General features: G+C 46.4%; 20 protein-coding genes. 12 read left to right on the forward strand and 8 right to left on the reverse strand.

Annotated elements, in window-relative coordinates; translation table 11 throughout:
* Nucleotides 1-94: 94 nt before the first annotated feature.
* Both QN395_RS07290 and QN395_RS07295 read right to left on the reverse strand, forming a co-directional pair.
* Complete coding sequence (locus QN395_RS07290) at nucleotides 95-1,459, reverse strand: HlyD family secretion protein (protein WP_323492741.1); 1,365 nt, start codon at nucleotides 1,457-1,459, stop codon at nucleotides 95-97.
* Nucleotides 1,460-1,904: 445 nt separating this feature from the next.
* Nucleotides 1,905-2,813 (reverse strand): hypothetical protein, encoded by a 909-nt coding sequence (locus tag QN395_RS07295; RefSeq protein WP_323492740.1) that lies wholly within the window; start codon nucleotides 2,811-2,813, stop codon nucleotides 1,905-1,907.
* A gap of 186 nt (nucleotides 2,814-2,999) precedes the next feature.
* On the opposite strand from QN395_RS07295, the gene QN395_RS07300 reads away from it, so the two are divergent.
* The gene (locus tag QN395_RS07300; protein ID WP_323492739.1) at nucleotides 3,000-3,224 is read left to right on the forward strand and encodes a hypothetical protein; all 225 of its coding nucleotides are present in this window, start codon (nucleotides 3,000-3,002) and stop codon (nucleotides 3,222-3,224) included.
* A 989-nt stretch (nucleotides 3,225-4,213) separates the two neighbouring features.
* On the opposite strand, the gene QN395_RS07305 is transcribed toward QN395_RS07300, so the two are convergent.
* Nucleotides 4,214-4,489 carry a helix-turn-helix domain-containing protein gene (locus QN395_RS07305; RefSeq protein WP_322119617.1) on the reverse strand — a complete coding sequence of 92 codons (276 nt, stop codon included), beginning with the start codon at nucleotides 4,487-4,489 and terminating at the stop codon, nucleotides 4,214-4,216.
* Between the two features lie 623 nt (nucleotides 4,490-5,112).
* Here QN395_RS07305 and scpB point away from each other — a divergent pair.
* From scpB to QN395_RS07350, 9 genes are all read left to right on the forward strand, one after another.
* A complete protein-coding gene (scpB, locus tag QN395_RS07310) occupies nucleotides 5,113-6,015 on the forward strand; it encodes an SMC-Scp complex subunit ScpB (protein WP_322119616.1) in 903 nt (300 codons plus the stop codon).
* An 8-nt stretch (nucleotides 6,016-6,023) separates the two neighbouring features.
* On the forward strand, nucleotides 6,024-7,712 hold the full coding sequence (locus tag QN395_RS07315) for a pseudouridine synthase (protein WP_322119615.1): 1,689 nt from the start codon (nucleotides 6,024-6,026) through the stop codon (nucleotides 7,710-7,712).
* A gap of 207 nt (nucleotides 7,713-7,919) precedes the next feature.
* A complete protein-coding gene (rimP, locus tag QN395_RS07320) occupies nucleotides 7,920-8,405 on the forward strand; it encodes a ribosome maturation factor RimP (RefSeq protein ID WP_322119614.1) in 486 nt (161 codons plus the stop codon).
* Nucleotides 8,402-9,961, forward strand: a complete 1,560-nt coding sequence (gene nusA / locus QN395_RS07325) for a transcription termination factor NusA (protein ID WP_322119613.1) — start codon at nucleotides 8,402-8,404, stop codon at nucleotides 9,959-9,961. The genes rimP and nusA overlap by 4 nt, the downstream gene beginning before the upstream one ends.
* A gap of 58 nt (nucleotides 9,962-10,019) precedes the next feature.
* Nucleotides 10,020-12,941 carry a translation initiation factor IF-2 gene (gene infB / locus QN395_RS07330; RefSeq protein WP_322119612.1) on the forward strand — a complete coding sequence of 974 codons (2,922 nt, stop codon included), beginning with the start codon at nucleotides 10,020-10,022 and terminating at the stop codon, nucleotides 12,939-12,941.
* A 120-nt stretch (nucleotides 12,942-13,061) separates the two neighbouring features.
* On the forward strand, nucleotides 13,062-13,451 hold the full coding sequence (gene rbfA / locus QN395_RS07335) for a 30S ribosome-binding factor RbfA (protein ID WP_322119611.1): 390 nt from the start codon (nucleotides 13,062-13,064) through the stop codon (nucleotides 13,449-13,451).
* A gap of 194 nt (nucleotides 13,452-13,645) precedes the next feature.
* Nucleotides 13,646-14,581: a tRNA pseudouridine(55) synthase TruB gene (gene truB / locus QN395_RS07340; RefSeq protein WP_322119610.1), complete on the forward strand. Its 936-nt coding sequence runs from the start codon at nucleotides 13,646-13,648 to the stop codon at nucleotides 14,579-14,581.
* A gap of 181 nt (nucleotides 14,582-14,762) precedes the next feature.
* Nucleotides 14,763-16,598, forward strand: a complete 1,836-nt coding sequence (gene typA, locus QN395_RS07345; RefSeq protein WP_322119609.1) for a translational GTPase TypA — start codon at nucleotides 14,763-14,765, stop codon at nucleotides 16,596-16,598.
* A gap of 141 nt (nucleotides 16,599-16,739) precedes the next feature.
* Nucleotides 16,740-17,618 carry a DMT family transporter gene (locus QN395_RS07350; RefSeq protein ID WP_322119608.1) on the forward strand — a complete coding sequence of 293 codons (879 nt, stop codon included), beginning with the start codon at nucleotides 16,740-16,742 and terminating at the stop codon, nucleotides 17,616-17,618.
* A 398-nt stretch (nucleotides 17,619-18,016) separates the two neighbouring features.
* Here QN395_RS07350 and QN395_RS07355 read toward each other — a convergent pair whose 3' ends face one another.
* From QN395_RS07355 to QN395_RS07370, 4 genes are all read right to left on the reverse strand, one after another.
* Complete coding sequence (locus QN395_RS07355) at nucleotides 18,017-19,741, reverse strand: glycosyltransferase (protein ID WP_322119607.1); 1,725 nt, start codon at nucleotides 19,739-19,741, stop codon at nucleotides 18,017-18,019.
* A 178-nt stretch (nucleotides 19,742-19,919) separates the two neighbouring features.
* A complete protein-coding gene (locus QN395_RS07360) occupies nucleotides 19,920-20,159 on the reverse strand; it encodes a hypothetical protein (protein ID WP_322119606.1) in 240 nt (79 codons plus the stop codon).
* Nucleotides 20,160-20,164: 5 nt separating this feature from the next.
* The gene (locus tag QN395_RS07365; RefSeq protein ID WP_322119605.1) at nucleotides 20,165-20,569 is read right to left on the reverse strand and encodes a TlpA disulfide reductase family protein; all 405 of its coding nucleotides are present in this window, start codon (nucleotides 20,567-20,569) and stop codon (nucleotides 20,165-20,167) included.
* 619 nt (nucleotides 20,570-21,188) lie between these two features.
* Nucleotides 21,189-21,497, reverse strand: coding sequence for a hypothetical protein (locus QN395_RS07370; RefSeq protein WP_322119604.1), 309 nt, complete (start codon nucleotides 21,495-21,497; stop codon nucleotides 21,189-21,191).
* Between the two features lie 242 nt (nucleotides 21,498-21,739).
* On the opposite strand from QN395_RS07370, the gene QN395_RS07375 reads away from it, so the two are divergent.
* Nucleotides 21,740-22,618, forward strand: coding sequence for a DUF4349 domain-containing protein (locus tag QN395_RS07375; RefSeq protein WP_322119603.1), 879 nt, complete (start codon nucleotides 21,740-21,742; stop codon nucleotides 22,616-22,618).
* An 86-nt stretch (nucleotides 22,619-22,704) separates the two neighbouring features.
* Here QN395_RS07375 and QN395_RS07380 read toward each other — a convergent pair whose 3' ends face one another.
* Nucleotides 22,705-23,016 carry a hypothetical protein gene (locus tag QN395_RS07380; protein WP_322119602.1) on the reverse strand — a complete coding sequence of 104 codons (312 nt, stop codon included), beginning with the start codon at nucleotides 23,014-23,016 and terminating at the stop codon, nucleotides 22,705-22,707.
* A 415-nt stretch (nucleotides 23,017-23,431) separates the two neighbouring features.
* Here QN395_RS07380 and QN395_RS07385 point away from each other — a divergent pair, with 415 nt between their 5' ends.
* Complete coding sequence (locus QN395_RS07385; protein ID WP_322119601.1) at nucleotides 23,432-25,630, forward strand: OsmC domain/YcaO domain-containing protein; 2,199 nt, start codon at nucleotides 23,432-23,434, stop codon at nucleotides 25,628-25,630.
* Nucleotides 25,631-25,720: the final 90 nt, after the last annotated feature.

Below are 25,720 nucleotides of genomic sequence, written 5' to 3' on the forward strand. Positions count from 1 at the left end.
CTCTTTAAATTTATCCTGTTGCTATTGTCTCATTTGAGGTAAACACTCTGCTTGGCTTTTTATCGTGCAAAGATCTCAGTTGTAGTAATTTTTCTTAGCCAGCATTTGTCACTGCCAATACTGGCTCTGCAATCCACTCCCAAATCTTGCGTTTGTCCTGCAATATGTCTGCCTCTAGGGTCATACCTGACTTTAGATTTTGCACTTGTCCGTAGGCATCTATTGTTTGTTTTTCTAGTCTGACTTTAATTCTGTACAAGGCTTCATTACTGTTGAAGCCTTGAATATTCTGCTGGGCGTTACTCAAAATCGTACTGGCTAAATTAGGGGGTAATTCATTTGGTGCGAATGGAGTGTCGCTAATGTCGGTAACGGTGCCTTTTTGCAGTCCAAATTTTTGGTAAGGGTAGGCTTGATAGCGGATCAGGACTTGCTGTCCATTGGCGACGAAACCTGCGGTGCGGCTGGGTGCGTATAGATGGACCTCTAGCTGCGCTGCATCAGTCGTCTTTGTTGTGTCTAGTGTGTCTGTTGTCTTCGCTAACTTGGAGGATGAGGGTATTAATGTTGCCAATACCTGTCCTGCGTTAATGGTTTGGCCTATTTGACTGGTCAGTGTGGTGATGGTGCCTGCTTGGCTGGCGGTGATCAGATTCGTTTTACGATTGTTATTTTCTGCGATTTCTTGTTGCAGGCTAGCGACCGCTCTTTGTAGTTGTGCCTGGTCAGTTGCTAAGCTATTAGCCTGAGCATTCAGCTCTGCTTGCATAGCAAGTTGATTAGCCTCTAGCTGCAACTTATTGCGACGTAGGGTTGACAAATGAGTATCGACATCAATCATGTCTTCTTGTTTTTGCTGGGTCTGAGCCGCCGATACATAGCCATTATTTTGCAGCGTTTGGAATTTAGTGACACTGTCTTGGGCCAGGCTATGGCGACGTTGGGTGAGGACAATTTCTTGTTCTAGTTGACTGGCTTCGGTCGTAAGGTTATTCAACCTTTGAACTAAAGCCTGTTTCTTTTCTATCGCTTGGGCTGTGCGCAGTCTTTGTTCCGCTTCCAATGTCTGCCGACGGGTGGCGAGTTGTTGGGCGACTAGAGCGGTAATTTCGCCTTTGTCACCTTGACGTTCAGTAGAAAGCTCGAACAGGATTTGGCCTACGCTAACAGTTTGGCCTTCTATAACGTGGCTGTTGACTAGCAATCCTCCATTGGGCGCGCTGATGCTGATACTACCGCCAATCGGCAGGGTGATGCCTGTGACGCGGGCTTTTTTGGTGACGTTACCCAATGTGATAAAGGCGATGAGAATCATCGTGACGATCAAAGCAACACCAGCAATCAGCCAAGCCGAAATCGGTTGTGCCAAGCGGATAGCGCCTAGCCATTGTTGATTGTGACTTGCTGTCACTTCCGGACGGAACAAAGGCAGTTGACTAGTTTTATTTTGATTAATCATTAATCTAAATTCAAATTATTTTGTAAATTATTTTTCATTAATTTGCATGCATTGACATTTTTATAGCAAATTAATGTTGTTTTATGAAAAATAGATTAGGTGAAAAATTCTAAGATATTCAGATGACAGCTGAATCAGTTAGTATGCCTGATAATTATTACTTTTAAAGCAATAGTTGTCTTTTTATGCATGTTATTAAAACATGTAAATATTTCAATATTGTTACATGTTACAAAGAATTACAATATTGGAAATGTTTTAGCTTTGTTGATATTTTTCTTTTTTTAGTGAGGTACAGACGCATAAAAAATATATCTAGACAGAAATGGATACTCATTTGTTAGTCACTTAAACAAGCTTGAAAATCATCCAAATAAGCTATCTCGCAATGATAAGAATATTAATTAGATTACGTTACTTTTACCCGCAGATTTAATCACACTTGCTAGTTCTGAAACCACTGCTCAAGCGTCTCCTCAGACCAAGCCAAAGACCGCCCAGGATTATCTGGCGGCGACACTTTGAGCGCCGTGTAAATACTGCCAAACAGTACTTGTACCGATTTATCATCGACATCCTTCCTGTTTTCAGCAGCCTTTAATGCAGACCAAATCATGCATTTAAGTTGATATCGCTGTTGGTTAATCCCATAAAATCCTGGCCGTTTCTGCTGGTACGCTAACCATATGAGGATGGAATTTGCCACCTGTGGAGTGAGCTTTTTGTGGCTACTCAGAAAGCGCCCAATCAATTCATTCGCCAATGCTTTGGCTTCATTAAAGGATTCTTTACTGATGACCCATGTCAAATGTCGACCGCCGCTACTCATTATCTCTTGACCATCCTCATCGACTAACATCTCGCCTTTGCTGTTCTTCGCTACATGCTTGCGGTGTTCAAGCTGCGTCAGTTTATAAATACGGGAGATCTCCCAGCCGTCATGTTCGGTTCGTTTTGCCGTTTCAAAATAGAGGCGTTGATATGGTTTTCTTGCATCTTTATATTTTGGAAAAACATCCAGTTCACCTTCGCCTTGTGACCAAAGCACATAAAAATTAACCTTGCCAAACTCTTGAATCTGCCGCTGATCCAGCGGTTTAACGATGACGAGATGGCCGCAAGAGTGACCTTGTTTGCGCGCATAGTCGCGTTGATGTCGCGTCATACCGATGCCAATTTTGGCATGCATCTCGATTGCAAAAGCAGGTAATTTGTCGATACGTATCCAGCCACTTTGATAGAAATAATGCTTACTTTTAAGGTAATCGAGTAGTAAACGCATGGCTTGTGTCTGACTGCGCGGTAGCCGGATTTGCGCTAATACTGAGGTATCGTTCTCACTAGATTTAGGCATAGGATGTTCATTCAAACAGTAATTAGGCGTATAGACATCGGTCTTATCTTTTTCAAGAACTGCTTTTTAGGCGTTGATTTAGAACAGTAGTACGCCGCCATAACGATAGATTTATGTGCAGTCCAAATCATCGGAAAGGCGCATTTGGCCTAGGTGTCCGGAATGTATTCCGGACACCTCTAATGAATGTCCCAAAAAATTCAAAGAATTTTTATTTTTTTGATTTTGATTTTGATTTTGATTTTTTGGGTTTTACACTTTTTAGTGAAGTCCGATACCTACACAGGTAAGGACTCCAAGAAAATAGTTCCAGACGATGCAGGTCGTCGGGTGCGCCAACACTCTCACTTCTTACTGCTGTGGGATGGTCGCGCCAACGACCCCACATCAGTCTCACTTGTCAGGCGCTGACCTCTATTCCAGAGTTCAGTTGCCGGTACCGCTCGGTGCACGTAAAGGTGCTCGCCGAGCGATGATGGGCGGGAGAGCTGCAATTCTCTCGACCCACTCTCTATTGTGAAGTTTGTTATGAAATTCGTGCGACCACCAGAAACACCGCCGCTATAAGCCGTGAGGCGAAATGCGGTAGGTTGGCAAACGAAAAATCGAGTAACCAGCCTCGACCTCCTGAACGATCCAGCGCAAGCTGGACGGGAGTGCTTGACACGAGTGATGTCGGCGGACGAAAGTCGCCGCTGTCTGAAAAAATGCCGTAAGGCGCCTGGAGAGTCGTCCAGGGAAGACAGTCCACCACCGGAAGGCGGGGTAGCAGAGAGCTTATGCGTGTAATAGTCGGAAACTACGCTGAGGGAACTCACGTAGGGCACCGGCTTTCAAGAGGTGCATAAAGTGTGTGATGTAAAAGTCCAGGTAGACGTACAAATAAACAAGGATGAGGTCTTCGGGACATTCTCCCATCCGCGGGCGCCCAAAAGCGTCGGTAGCTGAAAACTACGTTTGTTTGATTTCGTGCCGCACACGTTATGCGCTGTTCATCGTCGTTTTGTCTAAGTGGGTGACCTGTCGTGGATACTTATTTTGTTCAGGGTGGAAACCTGCATATAAAAAATAAGGATGCACTATGGTTAAGCGGTGATACCAGTCAATATAGTTGAGCTTTCCTCTGCATGGGCATGTGGAGGCGAGTTAGCGAATCTGCTACTGGGAAACACCACCGGATAATATAGCCTTACAAGTGAAATGATGTGCCTGGAAGGTTTGGCGACCGACCAGGAGGTGATGTGACATGGGGTGCTTTGGCGAGTACTCCGTGTACTACAAGTAGATGAAGGCTAGATGTTTAGCATGAATGTTGATTCACGGGGCCGACTTCGGTCGGCCCTGCCTTAGGATATTGAATTAGCGACACACGAGCGGAAAGTGACAAGTAAGTTAGAAATTCATAGTTTGCGGCGAGCTATAATTTGTTCGGCCTTGGTTGGTCGGCCTCGACGACGTGGACTTGATGCTTGCGATGGTGAAGCTGCTGTTAAAGGTGCCGTTGCTTGCTGCTTCTGGTTCAACCAGTGTTGTACATCGGCTGGTCGGAAGCGGAGTAAGCGACCTAGTTTGACGACGGGAGGTAAGTCTCCACCTGTGGCGTGACGGTTATAAATCGTTTGTTCGGCAATGCCTAGTGCTGCTGCTAAGGTTTTAGGGGAAAGAAGTGCTTCCATGGGAATGGTTCCATTGTTAGCAATCATATGACTGCTAAACGTATAGGCACCAGTTACCAGGATTTACTTTGATCTGGCGGGCGGCGAAATTTCTGCTGCAAATTTGCTGCACTTGAGTGGGTAAATTCCGGTATAATGCGGTAAGTCAGGGTATGGCATGCCGTTGATTTTATTGAATATTCTTGTTTTAAGCCCCTCTAGTTTTGGGCTCATAACCCGAAGGTCGTAGGTTCAAATCCTGCCCCCGCAACCAGAATTAAACAAAAAAGCCACGTATTCGCGTGGCTTTTTTATTGGCTCAGTAATTATTTTTTGATTTGTGCGGAATTTCTGGACTACAATCCGATATCAGCGCAATTGATGAAATTCTAATCAACTGCGCTACGCTCAAACAAGCGGCAATTGTTCGGCGATTGTCGATTTAGTTGATGAGTTAATTAACACAATTAATGCATAACCAAATGTGTTGACTTTGGTTGATGTCAGACAGTAAGTATCCGCCTAGATGGCATGCGCTGCCCTAAAGTGCAGCAAAATTACAGAATCGGTTTTGGCTGAAGAAGTTCTTTCAGTGCCGTTCCATACTTAATTAGATCAACCAATCAATGTGCTAAAGAGTTTGCATGAATACTGCTGAGGCCAAGCGAGTCCTCGAAACCGCATTGCTATGTGCGCATGAGCCGCTTACCGTCAATACGATGAGGAAGCTGTTTCAGGATAGTGATGAATCAAGCGAAATTGTTGGTGCCGACACCATTAAATCCATGCTGGAAGATTTGCGTGTTGATTGGTCCGATAAGGGTATTGAGTTAGTCGGATTGTCGACCGGATGGCGCTTCCAAAGCCGTCCAGAAATGCGTGCTTATATCGACAGGTTGAATCCTGAAAAGCCGCCAAAATATTCACGGGCCACCTTGGAAACGCTTGCCATTATTGCGTACAGACAGCCAGTTACTCGCGGAGATATTGAGGAAATACGCGGTGTCACGGTTGCTTCTCAGATGATTAAAACTTTAGAGGATCGTGGTTGGATTGAAGCTATTGGCCACCGCGATGTTCCTGGACGACCGGGTTTGTTTGCGACTACCAAGCAATTTTTGGATGATTTGGGTTTATCTTCCTTGGATCAACTGCCTCCTTTGCAGCAAGTAAAAAAAGATGATGTATCTGATGTGAGTGCGCCGGAATTGGATGCCCTCGGAACCGGTATGTTTGCAGAGCAAGAGTTATCTGCTTTGGCTGGTATTGAAATAACTGAGGTTGTTTCTGTGGGGGCAAAGGCTCACGAGATTGAAAATGAAGTTAGCAGCGCTGGCGATGCTAGTGATCTAGAGGAAGTAAAAAGTCTGGCTGAAGTCGCCGTAGCTGATACTGCGCTGACATCCAAGCCAGAAAATGAAATAAGTAATATTGACAGCGACTTTGCTCAAGGCTCAGATGTGGCGGTTGAAACATCGAATCATGAGCTGGCATCAGAAACTAAACCAGATGCTGCGTCATCGATCCCGCCCCCAAGCCTAAATTAAATAGACTAATGAATACAAATAATCCAGACGATATTAAACCGAATGCATCTGCTGAAGGTGGTGATGATAATGCGCAAAAGCCAGTAAAGCGCGGTGTGCGTGGGCCGCGCAATATGCGCCGATCCCGGCCGAAAGCTGATGCGGCAGATAGTGGTGCGGTTGAGGGCGTTGTGACTGCCGTAGTTGATATGCCAGGTGCTGAAATCGGTGTTGAAAAGCGAAAACCAAGAGCAGTTCGCCCACAGGGTGATCGAGTACAGCGTACTGATGCTGGTTCGCGTGAGCCGCGTCCAGCAAGACTGTCGCGCGAGGGGCATAGCGAAAATCGCGCACCACGCACGCCACGGGATGAGCAAAGCGGCAATCGTGCAGCGCGCCCATCGCGTGAAGAGCAATTTGGCAATCGCTCTGCTGGCCCTAATGGTGGTGCAGGAAATAGCTCCGGTAACGGATTAAATAAAGGTCGTCACCCAAGTCAGGCGCGTGGTGTTCGTCCTGCAAGTCGTCCCGCCGCCAACAGCGCAGATGATGTTTTTTCATTTGTTACATCGGAAGCATTCGACGTTGCTGCAGATGCTGGGCAAGACAAAGGTAGGGGGCGTACAAGTAAAGTAGTGAGACGTGATCTTACTGCGGATGATGATGCTCCAAAATTGCATAAAGTTCTGGCTGAAGCTGGCCTTGGTTCACGTCGTGATATGGAGGATTTGATTGTTGCTGGACGCGTATCTGTGAATGGTGAGCCTGCACATATCGGTCAACGTATTCTTCCAACTGATCAGGTTCGGATTAACGGTAAACCAATTCAACGCAAAATTAGTAAAAAACCACCTCGTGTCTTGGTTTACCACAAGCCGGCGGGTGAAATTGTAAGTATGAGTGATCCGGAGGGGCGTCAATCCGTATTCGCCAGTTTGCCGCAAATGAAGGTCGGTAAGTGGCTGGCGGTAGGGCGTCTTGATTACAACACGGAAGGTTTGTTGTTATTCACGACCTCTGGTGATTTGGCGAATCGGCTTATGCATCCACGCTACGGTATTGAGCGCGAATATGCTGTGCGCACTTTAGGTGACTTGGAAGAAGGAATGCGCCAAAAGCTGCTCGCTGGTGTCGAGCTTGAAGATGGTTTAGCACAATTCTCCAAAATTATGGATGGCGGTGGCGAAGGTGTAAATAAGTGGTATCGCGTTGTCATCGGTGAGGGGCGTAATCGCGAGGTGCGTCGTATGTTTGAGGCTGTAGGTTTGACGGTGTCGCGTCTGATTCGTACTCGTTACGGTGTAATGACTTTGCCCGCAGGTTTAAAGCGTGGTCGTTGGGATGAGCTGGAAGAAGATGCAGTCCGTAGCTTACTGAAAATCAGTGGCTTGGAAAAAGCCGGTGGTGATAAGCCCGCTGGTAAAGAATTCGCGGCACGTCCAAATGGTAACAAGGCACCGGGTCGTCCTGTCAATCCTTTCGATAAGCCACAAGGTCGATTTAACGCGCCGCGCCCTGAGTTTGGTGGCACTCGTAATAGTGGAGGTCCCGGGCGGAATGACGCAGAAGGTAAAAAGCGTAGTCGTCAGCCAGATCCAATGCAGACAGCGCTAGGATTTCCAGATGCTGGCCAGCAGCGACGTGGTGGTACAGCGCGAGGAAGTGGTCAGGCTATAGGTCAGGGGATTGCTGCTCGCAGACGCTCTAAAGGTGTTTGATGTTGCTTGTTGCTATGTAATACACCTAATTTTGCTCTGTTCGTCCATTGCGATAGAGTAAATAATCGTTTATAATCTTGCAGTTAGCAGATTTTGCCTCCATAGGTTGGGATAATGGGGCGTTCTAAAAACGATGGGCAGTAGCCCATTTTTTTTTGGCGAAGCAGTTTGTTGCTAGACAAATTAAGCATTTTTCGGAGAATACTCTTGCAGTTGTTGGAATTGATAGAAAAGACCGTCAATGGCACCGGATACGATCTGGTTGATTTTGAACGGGCAGATCGTGGCTTATTTCGAGTTTATATTGACTTTTTGCCGACAGACGCAGAGAAGGGCAATATCACGGTTGAAGACTGTGAGAAGGTCAGCCACCAACTGTCACATGTATTAACGGTTGAGAATATGAATTACGAGAGGTTGGAAGTTTCTTCTCCTGGTCTTGATAGGCCGTTGATGAAATTGACTGATTTCGTCAGGTTTGTTGGCGAAAAAGCGACTATTAAGTTGCGTTTGCCAATGCCTGGTGCGCAGAATCGCAAAACATTTGAAGGTGTTTTGCATGAGCCTCAAGGTGACAAGCTGAAGTTGGAATTTGAAGGTAAAGACGGTGCGGCAATGCTGGAGTTCACGCTTGCCGATTTGGATAAGGCACGTTTGGTGCCGCAAGTAGATTTTAGGAGCCGCAAAGCATGAGTCGCGAAGTTTTATTATTGGTTGATGTGCTGGCGCGTGAGAAAAACGTTGATGAAGATATCGTTTTTGCTGCGTTGGAGCATGCTTTGGCTCAGGCCACAAAGAAGCGCTATGAAGGTGAAGTCGATATTCGCGTAGAAATTGATCGTGATACAGGCGAATATAAATCCTATCGCCGCTGGCGCGTAGTGCCTGATGATGCAGGTTTGCAATTGCCTGATCAGGAAATTTTGCATTTCGAGGCTGTTGAGCAATATCAAGATATCGAAGTCGATGAATACATCGAAGAGCCGATTGAGTCAGTAGAGTTGGGTCGTCGTTTCGCGCAAGATACTAAGCAAGTTGTTTTGCAACGCATCCGTGACGCAGAGCGTGAACAAATTTTGGCTGATTTTCTTGAGCGCGGCGATTCCCTGGTGACTGGCACGATCAAGCGCATGGAGCGTGGTGAGGCCGTTGTTGAGTCTGGCAAGATTGAAGCACGCTTGCCACGAGATCAGATGATTCCTAAAGAGAATTTGCGTGTTGGTGATCGTGTTCGTGCATATATTTTGCGTATCGATCGTAACGCGCGTGGCCCACAAGTTATTTTGTCTCGGACCGCACCAGAATTCATCATGAAGTTGTTCGAGTTGGAAGTGCCAGAAATTGAGCAAGGTTCGTTGGTTATCAAATCTGCCGCACGTGATCCCGGTATACGCGCCAAAATCGCAGTTTATACCAGCGATAAACGTATTGATCCTATCGGCACCTGTGTTGGTATGCGTGGTTCGCGCGTTCAGGCGGTAACTGGTGAGTTGGGCGGCGAACGCGTTGATATCGTACTTTGGTCAGAAGATCCGGCTCAATTTGTTATCGGTGCTCTTGCTCCTGCCAATGTTTCTTCTATCATGGTAGATGAAGAAAAGCATGGTATGGACGTTGTTGTTGATGATGAAAATCTGGCGATTGCCATTGGTCGTAGTGGTCAAAACGTTCGTTTGGCAGCTGAATTAACTGGCTGGCAAATTAATATTATGACGGCGGAAGAATCCGCTAGTAAAGCAGAGCAAGAAACTGCTGGTGTTCGTGCTTTGTTTATGGAGAAGCTAGACGTTGATCAAGAGGTTGCAGATATCTTGGTTGATGAAGGTTTCGCTAGTTTGGAAGAAATAGCTTACGTACCTATCAGTGAAATGCTGGAAATTGAAGCCTTCGATGAAGATACGGTAAATGAGTTGCGCAACCGCGCTAGAGATGCATTGCTCACGGAGGCGATCGCTTCCGAAGAAGGTGTTGATGGTGTCGAGGATGCTTTGATCAACCTGGAAGGTATGAGCCGTGTAACTGCTGGCAAGCTGGGTTTAGCAGGCATTAAGACACTACAGGCTTTTGGTGGTCTGGCGTATGACGAATTTGGAGCGATTTTGGCGCTGTCAGCCGAACGTGCGCGCCAATTAATTAAAGATGCATTTGAAGACGTGACTGATGATGAGATGAAGCTCATCGACGCTAAATATGATGATCATGCCAAGGCTTTGTTAGCTTCAGCATGGAAACTCGTAGAAGCACAATAATTCCGAGTTAATAATCATTTAAGCGTTTTATCAGGCGCACATAGAAAAAGAGGACTGAATGGCGAGTAACAATGTAGCCCAATTTGCCACAGAGCTGAAGATGTCAGCGGATTTGCTGCTAACGCAATTGCGTGACGCAGGCGTCAGTAAAAGCTCGACGTCCGACGCGCTGTCAAAAGAAGATAAAGATCGATTGCTGGAGCATCTGCGTCGCTCTCATGGTGTGGCTGCGGATGCAGATAAGAAAAAAATCACGCTGACCCGCAAAGAAACGACTGAAATCAAGCAAGCAGATGCAACTGGTAAGTCGCGTACGATTCAAGTTGAAGTTCGTAAAAAGCGTACTTTCGTGAAGCGTGATGAAGCTGCCGCAGAAGATCAGACTAGCCCTGCAGCGATGGTGGTTGATCCGGTAGATGTTGCGCGTCATGAGGAAGAAGCGCGCAAAGAAGCTGAATTGATCATGCGTCAAGAGGCAGAGTTGATTCAAAAGCAAGAACATCTTGCCAAGCTGGAAGCTGAAAAAGAAATACAGGCTCAAGCTTTGCGCAAAGCTGAACTAGCTGCCGCTAATGAGGCTAAGGTGGAAGCAGATAAGTTGAGAGCAGAACAAGCGGCAGTCGCTGCTGCGGCACTCAACAATAGTGCGAAAGCAGAAGTAGTGCATGCGCCATCTGCCGCTAGTGTTTCTGTGCAAGCCGCTCCTGTAGCTGCAGCAGCTCCAGTTGTATCGTCTTCAGATGATGATAAAAAACGTCATTCAGCTGATGAAGCGAAGAAGAAAATCGTTACAGAGGCAAAAGAAGCGGCAGAACGTGCTGCCGTTACAGAAGTCGCTCGTAAAAAAGTAGCGGATGAGGTTGCGCAAATTAAAGAAATGATGAGTGCTGCTCGTCGTCCTGCCAAAGCCCCTGAGCCTGTGGTTGCTCCTAAAGTGGCCGAAGGTACACTGCACAAACCTTCCGATAAGAAGATCGCAGAGAAGAAACCAGCTACTGAGAAAAAAGATGAGAAGAAACCAGTGGTCGCGGTGGATAAAAAATCCATTAAGTCGGCTAATGTTTCTTCCACATGGCAAGACGACGCTAAAAAGCGTGGTGCTGGTATCAAAACTCGTGGTGATACGTCTGGTGGACGTGATGGTTGGAAGGGCGGTCCTAAAGGACGTCGTTCACATCAGCAAGATGGTCGCGATACTAATTTCCAGGCGCCAGTAGAGGCAATTGTTAAAGACGTGTACGTTCCAGAAACCATCACTGTCGCAGAGTTAGCACACAAGATGGCCGTAAAAGCTTCTGAAGTTATTAAGCATTTGATGAAATTGGGTCAGATGTGCACTATCAATCAGGTGCTGGATCAAGAAACAGCCATGATTCTGGTTGAAGAAATGGGTCACAAAGCTTTTGCTGCAAAACTGGATGATCCAGAAGCAATGTTGACGGATACGGCTGATCACGAAGAATATGAGTTAACCTCGCGTGCCCCTGTAGTGACGGTAATGGGCCACGTCGATCACGGTAAAACTTCTTTACTGGATTATATTCGTCGTGCCAAAGTGGCGTCGGGCGAGGCTGGCGGTATTACCCAGCATATTGGCGCTTACCACGTTGAAACACCGCGTGGCATGATTACTTTCCTTGATACTCCGGGTCATGAAGCTTTTACAGCAATGCGCGCGCGCGGTGCTAAAGCGACAGATATCGTTATTCTTGTTGTTGCAGCTGATGATGGTGTTATGCCACAAACTAAAGAAGCGATTGCCCATGCAAAAGCTGCTGGCGTGCCTTTGGTCGTCGCTATCAACAAGATTGATAAGCCAGGAGCAAATCCTGACCGCGTCTCACAAGAATTGATCGCTGAAAGTGTTGTGCCAGAAGAGTATGGTGGTGATTCTCCATTTGTTCAGGTTTCGGCAAAAACTGGCTTGGGTATCGATGCTTTGCTCGAACAAGTTTTGTTGCAAGCTGAAGTTCTGGAATTAAAAGCGCCAAAAGATGCACCGGCTAAAGGTTTGGTTGTTGAGGCTCGTCTGGATAAAGGTCGCGGTACTGTTGCAACGATCTTGGTTCAGTCCGGTACTTTGAAGCGTGGTGACGTTGTGCTGGCGGGTTCTTCTTATGGTCGCGTACGTGCCATGTTGGATGAAAATGGTAAAAACATTTCTGAGGCTGGCCCTTCGATTCCAGTAGAAATTCAAGGTTTGACCGAAGTGCCTGTCGCTGGTGAAGAAGTCATGGTCATGACTGATGAGCGCAAAGCACGTGAAATTGCTCTGTTCCGTCAAGGCAAGTTCCGTGACGTTAAGCTGGCCAAACAGCAAGCGGCCAAGCTCGAAAATATGTTCGAAAACATGGGCGAGGGAGAAGTCAAAAATCTGCCTATTATCGTCAAGACCGATGTACAAGGTTCGCAAGAGGCTTTGGTTCAATCATTGCAGAAACTGTCTACCAACGAAGTTCGTGTGCAAGTTGTACATGCAGCAGTCGGTGGAATTTCAGAGTCTGACGTCAATTTGGCGGTAGCTTCCAAGGCCGTTATTATTGGCTTTAATACGCGTGCTGATGCTTCTGCCCGCAAGTTGGCCGAATCTAACGGTGTTGATATTCGCTACTACAACATCATTTATGATGCTGTTGATGAAGTTAAAGCAGCGTTGTCCGGCATGTTGGCTCCGGAGAAGCGTGAGACCATTATTGGTATGGTCGAGGTCAAACAAGTCTTCCTGGTAAGCAAAGTCGGCGCGATTGCTGGTTGTCTGGTCATCGATGGTGTGATCAAACGCACTTCTTCTGTACGTTTGCTGCGCAACAATGTTGTTACTTGGACTGGCGAACTTGATTCTCTGAAGCGCTACAAAGATGATGCAAAAGAAGTTCGTGCAGGTATGGAGTGTGGACTGTCTCTGAAGAATTACAACGAGATCGAAGTTGGCGATCAGTTGGAAATTTTTGAAATTCAGGAAATTGCCCGTACTTTGTAATTACAAATGTGTTGTAAGCGTTTTTAATAGTTTTAAAAATAAGAGGGTGGGCACTGATGTTTGCGAACAGCCGATATGGCAAAACGTGAATAGCTTGCCCACCCTTACTAATTAGGTTTTATGGCAAAACATAGCAAAAATATTCCCGGACGTGGTCTGCGTGTCGCAGATCAGATACAGCGCGATCTGGCAGAAATCATCTGGTCAGAATTAAAAGACCCGCGTGTCGGCATGATCACTTTGACAGAGGTGCATCTGACACCTGATTACGCACATGCAAAAGTGTTTTTTACTACTTTAGCGGATGATCCGGTAGCGGTAAAAAGTACCATTGAGGCCTTGTCGAAAGCGGCTGGATTTTTGCGTAATCAATTAGGTCTCCGCCTGCATATTCATACTCTGCCACAATTACATTTTCTGCATGACACTTCTACGATACGCGGTATCGCAATGTCCAAGTTAATTGATGAGGCCAATGCTACTCGCTCTAAAGACGACGGCGAAGCATAATTGCAATGGGCATTAGGCTTAGGCATTTATAGATAAAAGTTCTGCTTTATACGTACTTAATGTATCGAGTTCGGATTGAGCTTTTTCCTATATCTGGTCGCCTAACTGTCGATGTTAATATTTACTGCTTTTGCCTGTTTTGTCACTCATGCACTGATAGGTCAATGGTGCAATAAAAACCTCCCTCACGTCTTATGAATAGTCCGGTAAAAAAGAGAGTACGTGTGCCAGTGCACGGCGTTTTATTGCTGGATAAACCTGTCGGACTATCTAGCAACGACGCGCTGATTAAAGCAAAGCGCCTATTTAATGCGCAAAAGGCGGGGCATACCGGTACATTGGATCCGTTTGCGACGGGTTTGTTGCCGCTATGTTTTGGTGAGGCGACCAAATTTTCTCAAGATTTATTGGAAGCAGATAAGACATATCAAACTACCGTACATCTGGGAGTTAGCACTACTACCGGAGATACGGAAGGCGAGATCGTAGAAAGCTTGTCAGTCAATGTGACTGAAGAGCAAATCCATGCCGCCTTAGCGCAATTTCGTGGTGATATTCTGCAAACTCCTCCTATGTATTCTGCCCTCAAGCGTGATGGAAAACCTCTGTATGAGTACGCGCGTGCCGGCATAACCCTGGAGCGAGAGGCAAGGCCAGTAACAATCCATAGTCTTGATTTTGTAAGTTATGACGCCCCGTATTTGACGCTCAATGTATGTTGCAGCAAGGGAACTTATATCCGGGTATTGGGTGAAGACATCGGCAAAGTATTATCTTGCGGAGCACATCTAAAAGCTTTGCGACGGACCCAGGTCGGGCATTTAATCTTGGAAAAATCGATCACTCTTGAGGCTTTGGGTGAGATCGAAGAAACTGACCGATTAGCTTTATTGGCACCCGTAGATGCCTTGCTATCTAGCTTTCCTCGACTTGATTTGACGGAAGAACTGGCAAAGCGATTTTTACAGGGGCAACGTTTAGCTTTAGGCAAAGAATCTACCATCTTACCTACGCAAATTGGCCGTGTTCGCGTATATCGTGCCTCAGATCAACAATTGCTAGGTTCTGCCCAATTGCAGGAATACAGCATTCTGGCGCCAGAACGATTAATTGCAACGACGATGATGTAATTTGTAGTGATCTATCGCTGGTTTTAATTTATCTAAGAAGATTCTAGTAGTAATCAGTTCTTGTCACTAACACGTAGTAACTCCTTGAAATAATAGGAGTTTTGCTTATTATCCAAATGTTGTGCAGTACAACATGTTATAATATTGGGTTATCTGAATTTCCCTAAATCTTCTCGCTACCATGTCAAATACAAAACGCGCTATCCGCAACATCGCCATTATCGCTCACGTCGATCACGGCAAAACCACACTGGTTGACCAATTATTGCGTCAGTCCGGTACTTTCCGCGACAACCAACAGGTTGATGCCCGCGTGATGGATTCTAACGATATTGAAAAAGAGCGTGGCATCACGATTCTGTCCAAGAACTGCGCTGTTGAGTACAAAGGTACGCATATTAATATCGTTGATACGCCAGGCCATGCCGATTTCGGTGGTGAAGTTGAGCGTGTATTGTCTATGGTAGACAGCGTTTTGTTGCTGGTCGATGCGCAAGAAGGCCCGATGCCGCAAACACGTTTTGTGACTCGTAAGGCGTTAGCGTTGGGTTTAAAACCGATCGTCGTTGTGAATAAGATTGATCGTGAAAATGCAGATCCGCAGAAAGCAGTCAATGCGACATTTGAATTGTTTGACAAGCTCGGCGCAACTGATGAGCAGTTAGATTTCCCTATCATTTATGCATCTGGCTTCAAAGGCTATGCAGGTTTGGAAGATAATATCCGCGAAGGCAACATGGATCCCTTGTTCGAGGCGATCCTAAAACACGTTCCTGCGCGTCAAGATGATCCAGATGGTCCTTTGCAATTGCAGATCACGTCTTTGGAATACTCCTCTTACGTTGGTAAGATCGGTGTTGGTCGTATCTTGAGCGGTCGTGTTAAGCCTCTACAAGACGTTATTTGGATGAATGGTCCAGACGACAAGCCAACCAAAGCACGTATCAATCAGGTTCTGACGTTTAAAGGTCTGGATCGTATTTTGGTTGACGAAGCACTGGCTGGCGACATCGTGTTGATTAACGGTATCGAAGAAATCAGTATCGGTTCTACTATCTGCGCACCAGATACACCGCTGGGTTTGCCAATGTTGAAGGTTGATGAGCCAACCTTGACAATGAACTTCATGGTTAACAATTCACCATTGGCTGGTCGCGAAGGTAAATTCGTTACAACGCGTCAAATCCGCGATCGTTTGGATCGCGAATTGAAAGCCAATATGGCTTTGCGTGTAGTACAAGCTGAAAACGATGACTCTACTTATGAAGTATCCGGTCGCGGCGAATTACATCTGACGATTTTGATCGAAAATATGCGTCGCGAAGGTTTTGAACTTTCCGTTTCCCGTCCACGTGTCGTATTCAAAATGGTGGATGGCGTGCGCCATGAGCCGTATGAAAACTTGACCGTGGATGTCGAAGAAAACAACCAGGGCGGCGTGATGGAAGAGCTCGGTCGTCGTCGCGGTGATTTGCAAAACATGGAACCGGATGGCAAAGGTCGTGTGCGCCTCGAATATCGTATTCCTGCACGCGGTCTGATCGGCTTCCAGGGCGAATTCATGACATTGACGCGCGGTACAGGTTTGATGAGCCATGTGTTTGATGAATACGCGCCAGTTGATAATTCTAAAGGTGAGTTAGCAGGTCGTCGCAATGGTGTGTTGATTTCTCAAGATGATGGCGCTGCCGTCGCTTATGCAATCTGGAAATTACAAGATCGCGGCCGTATGTTCGTTGTTCACAACGATCCGGTGTACGAAGGCATGATTATCGGTATTCACTCCCGTGACAATGATCTGGTTGTGAATCCGATCAAAGGTAAGCAATTAACTAACGTGCGCTCCTCCGGTACGGATGAAGCAGTACGTTTGGTACCACCAATTCAGATGAGTCTGGAATATGCAGTTGAATTTATTGAGGATGACGAGTTGGTTGAAGTCACGCCTAAGAGCATTCGTCTGCGTAAGCGTTATTTGAAAGAGCACGAGCGTAAAAAGGCTTCTCGCGACGCGTAATTAAAGTTTGATCTGCCGATTAGCATGATCGCCAGATAGAATTGAAACCCGTTTTGCTCCTCCACACAGTGGTTCGAGTTAAACGGGTTTTTTTATTTAACCGAGATTTTTAATTTGCATTTGAGCTGAATAAAATATCCTATGCACAATCAACCCAGCCATCGTACTGCTTTGCTTTTAATGATCTGCGTCGCTATATTGTGGAGCACCGCAGGTGTGCTGACGCGGCATCTTGATGTTGCACGTGGCTTTGAAGTTACCTTCTGGCGCAGCCTGTTTGCTGCCATCTATGTCGTGCTGGCGATGAGTGTGCAGCACAATACCGGTGCGTTGAAAAAACTATTATCCGTTGGTCGCTTTGGATTTGTCTCTGGCATTATGTGGGCCATCATGTTTTGTTGTTTTATGATTGCCCTCACCATGACCACCGTGGCTAATACGTTGATTGTCATGAGTGTTTCACCGTTGTTGACAGCCTTTTTCGCCTGGATTTTTCTCCGCCAAAAGATATTGACGCGCACCTGGTTAGCCATCGCTGTGACATTGGCAGGTATGGTCTGGATGTTCGCTGGCGGCATGTCACAAGTCGATGGTAGAGGGTTGACTGGCATGTTGATTGCGATGGGGATACCAGTAGCAGCCTCAGTCAACGTGATCGTGTTGAAAAAGGGTGGGCACGCGTTGGATTTAGCGCCCGCAGTCATGATTGGTGGCGTGATTTCTGCGCTGGCGATGCTGCCATTTGCCTTGCCTTTTCAGGCATCTGCACATGACTTATTAATACTCGCCGTGTTAGGCGTATTTCAATTAGGTTTTCCATGCATGTTGATGGTTCGTGCAACCAGAAGTCTGGCTGCGCCCGAGGTATCTTTGTTGGCTTTGGTGGAAGTGTTGCTGGGGCCGATTTGGGCTTGGCTCGGTGCTGGTGAAGTGCCGGCGAATGCAACGATCTATGGCGGCGCCGTGGTGTTAGCTGCGCTGGCCTGGAATGAGTTCGCTGCTATTAAAGAGACGGTTTAAGCCAAATAATGTTAGCAATTTATATTGATGCTTTAAACCCAGATTTTCCATTAGACCGCTACCACTTCGCAAGAAACGCAGACGGCGTGCGGTCTTCAGCGGGATAGCACGACCGCGATTTGAGTGCGAGCGTTACAGCGACAATTGACCCTTTGGCGAACTGCCTGGCTTTGTTGCTCCTCCTAGCAAGATGCAGCTTGCGTCGTCGTCGCGGATAGCCAGTCAGTCCGCCAAAGGGTCAATTGTTGCTGTTCCAATGGAAAATCTGGATTAAATATACTCCCTATAAGTATATTTTGATTGTCCATATAAATATTGAGCAATCAGCCATTTTCTACAAAAATAATTGAGAGTATATTGTATCTTGAACAGTTTCAGAGCAAGCTGAAATCATTCAATTACGGCTTTTTCTGAATATACAGCGAGAATAATTCGTCCCGGTCAGATGCTCGATGTCCTGTCCAGATCACTTCCCAAGTCCCCGGGAAGGCGTTGCCATCCACCACCGGGCTGGCATTCAGTGTATGGCGACTTGATTGTAGCAACAGCATGTCACAAGGCTGGTCGGTAAAACCTGCAAAATGCAAACCGCCAAAATAGGCAAATGAGGCACGTTGCGACGGATCGACATTGCTATCAATGCAGCGATAATTATGCGGCATATTCCGTACCAAATCTTGGGTCAAGTCGGCATAACTAATCCTGTCATTGATGATGGGCAATCCCAAGGTCAGTAACAATAACCAGCATAAAATAACCCCGCCACTTGATAACACAACTGCCCGCCACAACACGGCTGGCTGGCGAGAAATACGCCAATATACAATCGCAAACCAGGCAATCGTGGTACACAAAGCAATGACAAAGCTAAAGCCATTAAAGTGCGCTTGATGGCTAGGCGAGAAGCGCGCAACTTGTTTGGCTACGCCTACTGGCCATCCAGTTTGTGCAGCAATCCAATACAGCCAGAACAACGCCGCGACACCGGTTAAGACCATTACCGCAAACCAATCCACGGCATTAATTGCGCTACGCTTCATTGTTGGCAAACCGAACGCGGCCAATATCGCCAGCGGTGGCAGTATCGGCAATAAAATTCCTTCTTCTGCATACGGATTGATAAACGCCAGAACCACAAAACAGCTAAAAAACGACACCGGCAAAGAAATATGCAAAGCCTTTTCCTGTTTGCGCCATGCATAAATTGCCCATGCTGCAAATGGCCAGGCAGGCCAAGCAAACCAAATGCCATATTTAAAAAAATATGAAATATTGTCTACACTAGGCAAATCAATTTGGCGAGAATTCCACAGCATCCATGCAGGTAAAGGTGTGCTGTCATACGGGTGCGCAATGCTAACGGCAAGCAACCAAGATGAGGCGACTAACACGGCCACCGGAAACGAATATTTCAGCATGAGCTGATATTGCTTTTGCTGGCGATAAAAACAAAGACCAATCAAGGTAATCCCCAAGCCCAGTGGCAATACCCAGCCCCTCGTAAGTACCAGCAGCCCTAAAGTAATTCCCAATTTTAAAGCGTTCTTTTTACTGGCCAAATCCAGTAATCTTGCGCACGAGTAAAGCGCATAAGCGACCAACGCAATTTGTAGTGCCTCTGCGCTGGTCTGGTGACTTCGTAATAACAAACCAAGGCAACCGAGATAAATCAGCAGCGCACCATCTGCTAGCGTCCGCCCAAAATCTCTCGGCTCAGGCTGACCGCCAAAGGCAAGCTTTAATGGTTGAGCTTCTGTTCTTCTGCCCAATAAATACGTGGTGTACCAGACAGACACTGATCCCAGCATAAAAAATATACCAGTCGACAGCCTTGCCGCCATCGCATCGCCCATTAGCCAGCCAAATAACTTAATGCAGATTGCACCCAGCCAAAATGCCAGAGGACCTTCTTCCGGCATCGGTAACCCGACGATATGCGGCCACAACCAATCAACCATCCCACCATGCGCCATCGTCCACATAATGCCAAAGCTAGCCGCATCATCCCCTTTCCAGGGATCACGGCCAATTAAACCGGGCAAGATATACAGCAAACATAAAGCGATGATGCTCCAGCGTGGCAGAGCAATCGTTGCAGCAGCAGGTAGGCGAACAGGCTTCATAAGGTTTGTTACTAAGGTAATAGATAGTGTGTGGCTTAAGAGCATTAAATTTTATGCATCATTCACACAATAAAGGTGTAATTTTGTCTCCGCCAAGATCATAAGGCAATGCCAGACTTTTGTGCGATTTGATCGACGGTGTTTCTGCCGTTGCACATGTCGATTAGTTATCAATTAATTATTTATTTTGTGCAGCGATGATCCCCTCAATCCATTTTTCTAAGGCATTGCTTTTCTCGTTAATACTTAAACCTTGTTTAAACTCAATGAGCTTGCCTGCTGAATCAAGTAATGCAAAAGTAGGATAAGCCTTCACCCCAAGCTGATCAATCAGAGTTTTTGCACCAGGAACCACACGCCATTTAAATGGATGACCGGCGACAAGTTTTTTCGTCCGGTCTTGGTCGTCAAATGTCATGGCGATTAACTGGATATGCCGATTTTTTCTGCAAATGCATTGAGTAATGGAAGCTCTTGAATACAAGGTGCACAATCAGCGAAGAAAAAGTTCACCAGCGTATAGCGACCTGTTAATTCCCGGTTATCCAAAGTCTTCTCATCTAATGTTTTTAAAGTAGATGGCGGGAAAGTGTCGCCAGCATTAATTGCGTATTTCGCCTTATCAAGAAAAATTTCTTTCTCTTTATTCGACACGGAAAAAATAAACGTCGCAGGACCGCTGACTATTTGTCCCTGATCATTTTCAAACATCAGTTTTCTTTTTGCAATATTCACATGTCTAAATTTTTGCAACAAAGTCTGAAACTCGCTAAAAGAGATCAACTTCGCATTTTCATCTTTGTATTCCACCTTGCTATCAGCTTTCACATCATTTTTCTCTCGGAACTTGGCTTCTTCGATGCTTAGTAGTTTTATGTTGGGATCATCAGTTGTCGCACTTGTGATGCCTGGTAGCAGGATGTTGAGCTAGCTCAAAAAAATTATTAGAGAAAATTTCATAAATAATTGAGATTGATTAAAAAGATCGAGGCGTCATTCTTGATTGAATGATGTCAATATTTTTTATTGAGGTTATTGAAAAAAGCGACCAGCAAAGCGAGTATGATTTTTTTTGTAAGAAGTGTATGACGAAGCGCAATTTTTTATCGATGAAAAACTGCAGACGTTAGAACTATCCCCAGTCTCGCACATATCATTCATCTTGCCATTGCTCAGGCTATGTTTGCTGATACAACAAGCTATGTAAAAAGTGTCTAAGAAAAAAAAATCCCCTAATAAAAATGCGCCCCGCAGCCCGAAAACATGCCACCAGCCGCATTATCATTACGGCATTTTTATGCACTAATGATAGAAAATAAAATAGCTTAAAAACAGAGGATATCCGATGAAACGGATCGCGTGGTTATCCTAGCGCTACGAATGCTATTTTTGCAGACTGACGTAAATTTTTCCAAGAGCGATTTTGGCGTTACTTTGGCTGACGTGTTTAAAAAAATGGCCTGCCGTTTTGATTTGACACATACATAAAATATTCGCCCGCTGCATTTCTAGCGAAACAGGTTAACCTGTAGTGAACAACTACGCCATTGTCTTCGTCGCTAGTAATAGACTCATCTTCTTTAACGATCTCAGCATCCGCACCATTGAAGGCAAAGCGAGCATCGCTGGACTTCGCTCGATAAGCGCGAAACTGTTCCTTCGCCTCTTCGCGATATCGACTTAGATCTTTATCTGAACCCTTCTTTAGCGAGAGTGCAAAAACAACTGGCAAGATTAAAAATATGATTTCTATCATCAAAGATAAACTTTCAAATCAAGTGTGAAGTTGCATATTGCGTGTTATGCATTATAAGCACTCGCCTATTCGCCATCCATATTCACTCTGCAAATTACATATAACGATCTATATCGTTCCTCAATCTGACGATAAAACATCTTGTACGAAATACCGCTGGAGCGTCCGATTTATGTTTTCAGCGTGCATATTTCAATACGCTCAGTTAGTATCTATTTCATATTCAAACTACAAGTCATCTTATGAAAAAAACTGCTTGCTTTTGTATGCTTCTAGCGATGTTTAGCCTGAGTGCTTGCTCGAAAAAAGAGACTTCGGATGATGAGTATAGAAGACCGACAGGCGTCGTGTTGGCGCAAGAGGTCGCTTCTCCTCTTCAGGCAGAAATGCCTGCGTCAGCGCAAAGGGAACCTGGAGAAAGTAGGGCGCCATCAAAAGCGAAGGAGTCCTCTCGTCGTTATCTTGCTTACGAGCATTCTATCGGCATCAATATTGCTGAAGAAAAAATTACGCCATTAGTCGAGAACCTCAAGCGCACCTGTGATGCTGCCGAGAGTTGCGATGTTTTGGATATTAGCGTTAGCGGCAGTGATTTCGCTAGCGCTAATTTAAAGTTGCGTGCAAAGCCCGCAGATATTCCTAAGCTAATCGCGTTAGTCAGCCACGAAGGTAAGTTATCCGATCAGCGCACCAGCGCAGAGGATTTGAGCGGACGGATTGAAGACACGGCAAAACAGATCGCGCTCAAAGAAGATTTTCGTAGTCGGCTGGAAGGTCTGCGCGCCAAGGCGGGCAGCGATATTGATGCGCTGATTAAAGTCAATGAGCAACTGGTGCAAGTCCAGTCCGATCTAGAATCATTGAGTGGACAACGCGTTGTCTTGATGAAACGCGTCGATACCGAAATTCTCAACATCCGAATTGCCTCTGCAAACAAGGCTTCTGTCTTGGCACCATTAAGCAGCGCCGCTTCTGGCTTCGTACGCAATAGCCTAGATGCACTGGCAATGGTCGTCACCTTTATCGCAACCGCATTGCCATGGCTGCTGCTTCTGACTTTTTGTGTTTGGCTATTCAAAAAAATCAAGCAGTACAGAAGACGGAAGTTTGAAAAGAATTGACGTGTGCTTTAGTACTCACAAGATGAAGGTTCATCATGAACTTTCATCATTTGAAGTGGTGCGCATCGCGCAACCCACGTAAGTCATCAGCCGCGCTGAAACACCTTCATCAAACTCATGCCGTCGGCACCTGCGACGCAAGCAGTTACCCCCGCCTCCAGATGGATTAACTGAGCAGCAGCCAACGCTACCGACTTACCAGCGATCGTCAGCGTGCATTCGCCTTGCAAGACATACAGCACAAATGCATGGCTGGCCTTGATGCTGATTGCCTCAATCTCGGGGTAGGTATTCAGATACAGCTTATGGGATTCCTCCGGATGCAATTGACGCACCGCGTCTTCAGAAATAGCTAGTGGCGACAGTTCAGACCAGGATTGTGGATGCGCGTGTGTCATGTGGATTCCTTTAGATATGTCGGACAAAGAGCTGGCAAACGCTACAGCTTGTTTGTCAAAAGGCGCGAGTATAAGAGGAAACGCCCGCAGAAGACAGCGAACAGCCAGAAATAAATGCGTACTGCGGAATACAGAGTTAGTCTATCAGGTGCAAATCAATGCGCACGACTGGTCGATAAATGCAGTGCTCAAACGAGAAAATATTGTATGGAACACTGTATCCCCCAAGCCGCCTGCATACCCTCAGCATTTGCGAAATGATGCACTTCAACTATGGCTATATTGGAGGTTGCGTTAATTTCTACCGGGAGCCAGAGTGCTCTGATTCTACCGCTTACCCTATCAGGCTAAAAGAACGGATAATGGCGCCTAATTCACTTTTACGCACTTTTGGCCGCCTTTTTGGAACACTCTCATGGAAATTAAAGTTAACTTTCTCGATAAGCTTCGCCTCGAAGCCAAGTTCGATGACTTCACGGTGGTAGCCGATCAGCCTATCCGTTACAAAGGCGATGGCTCAGCACCCGGGCCCTTCGATTACTTTCTGGCCTCATCGGCTCTGTGCGCGGCGTACTTTGTGAAGTTGTACTGCAACACGCGCAATATTCCTACTGAGAATATCCGCCTGTCCCAAAATAATATTGTTGATCCAGAGAATCGTTACGCACAAATCTTTAAGATCCAGGTCGAATTACCCGCCGATATTTCTGATAAAGATCGTCAAGGAATTTTGCGCTCTATCGACCGCTGCACAGTGAAAAAAGTGGTGCAGGCTGGACCAGAGTTTGTGATTGAAGAGGTAGAGAGTTTAGATGCCGACGCGCAAGCCTTGCTGACCTTAAATCCAGATGCAGATGCTGCCACCTACATCCTCGGAAAAGACTTACCGTTGGAAAAAACCATCGCCAATATGTCCAGCTTGCTCGCGGGTCTCGGCATTAAGATTGAAATTGCCTCGTGGCGCAATATCATCCCGAATGTATGGTCGCTGCATATCCGCGATGCGCATTCACCGATGTGTTTTACCAACGGCAAGGGCGCGACCAAAGAAAGCGCTTTGGCATCGGCCTTGGGCGAGTATATTGAGCGCCTGAGTAATAATCATTTTTACGCAGGCTCGTTCTGGGGCGAAGACATCGCCAATGCCGAGTTCGTCCATTATCCGAACGAGTGCTGGTTTAAGCCTGGCAAAAAAGATGCGCTACCAAAAGAGATTCTGGATGCGTACAGCTTAGCGATTTACAACCCCGATAAAGAGCTACGTGGCTCGCATCTGATTGATACCAATTCTGGTAATACAGAGCGCGGCATTTGCTCGCTACCATATGTGCGGCAATCCGACGGCGAGACCGTCTATTTCCCATCGAACCTGATCGAGAACCTATTCGCCAGCAATGGCATGAGCGCTGGTAATACGCTGGTCGAGGCGCAAGTGCAATGTCTGTCTGAAATTTTTGAACGCGCCGTCAAACGCGAAATTTTAGAAGGCGAAATCGCCTTGCCTGATGTGCCGCAAGAAGTGCTGGCGAAATATCCTGGCATCTTGGCAGGCATTCAAGGCTTGGAAGAACAAGGCTTTCCGGTACTGGTAAAAGACGCCTCGCTCGGCGGACAATATCCGGTCATGTGCGTGACTCTGATGAACCCGCGCACAGGCGGCGTATTTGCCTCCTTCGGCGCACACCCGAGCCTAGAAGTAGCACTGGAACGTAGCTTGACCGAGCTACTGCAAGGTCGCAGTTTTGAAGGCCTCAACGATTTACCTCAGCCTACCTTTGTCAGCCAAGCCGTGACTGAGCCGAATAACTTTGTCGAACACTTCATCGATTCCAGCGGCGTAGTGTCATGGCGCTTTTTCAGTGCTAAGTCCGACTACGAATTTGCGGAATGGGACTTCACCAGCGAAGGCAGTAACGCCAATGCAGAAGAAGCCGCCACCTTATTCGGCATCCTCGCCGACATGGGCAAAGAGGTCTACATGGCTGTGTACGACCAGTTAGGCGCGACCGCTTGCCGGATTTTGGTGCCGGGTTATTCAGAGGTTTATCCCGTCGAAGATTTGATCTGGGATAACACCAACAAAGCCTTATTATTCCGCAACGATATCTTGAACGTGCATCAACTCGACGATGGTGCCTTAGAGGCATTGCTCGATCGTTTAGACAACAACGAGCTAGACGATTACAGCGACATCGCCACCTTGATCGGCGTCGAATTTGACGAGAACACGGTCTGGGGACAACTCACCGTGTTGGAATTAAAACTCCTAATTAATTTAGTCTTAGAGCAATTTGAGGAAGCGCAAGAGCTGGCGCAAACCTTCTTGCAATACAACGATAACACGGTCGAACGCAGATTGTTTTATCAAGCTTTAAACGTAGTGCTAGAGGTCATGCTGGATGATGACCTAGAACTAGCCGATTACGAAGTCAATTTCCGTCGCATGTTTGGCAACGAGCGTATGGATGCGGTAATGGGATCAGTCAACGGCAGCATACACTTCTACGGCTTAACGCCTACGAGTATGAAGTTGGAAGGCTTGGACCGCCATCAGCGTTTGATTGATAGCTACAAGAAATTGCACGTCGCGCGGGCTAAGAGTCTCGGTCAATAAATTAAGGGAGAAATAAGTAGGGTGGGCGCAACCCGCCTCACTAGCATGCGTTGGCATGTGTTGCTTGGGTTGCACTCGCTCTAGATGGCT

Origin of the sequence: Undibacterium sp. RTI2.2 (assembly GCF_035018705.1) — a bacterium.
In the GTDB taxonomy this organism is placed as follows: domain Bacteria; phylum Pseudomonadota; class Gammaproteobacteria; order Burkholderiales; family Burkholderiaceae_D; genus Undibacterium.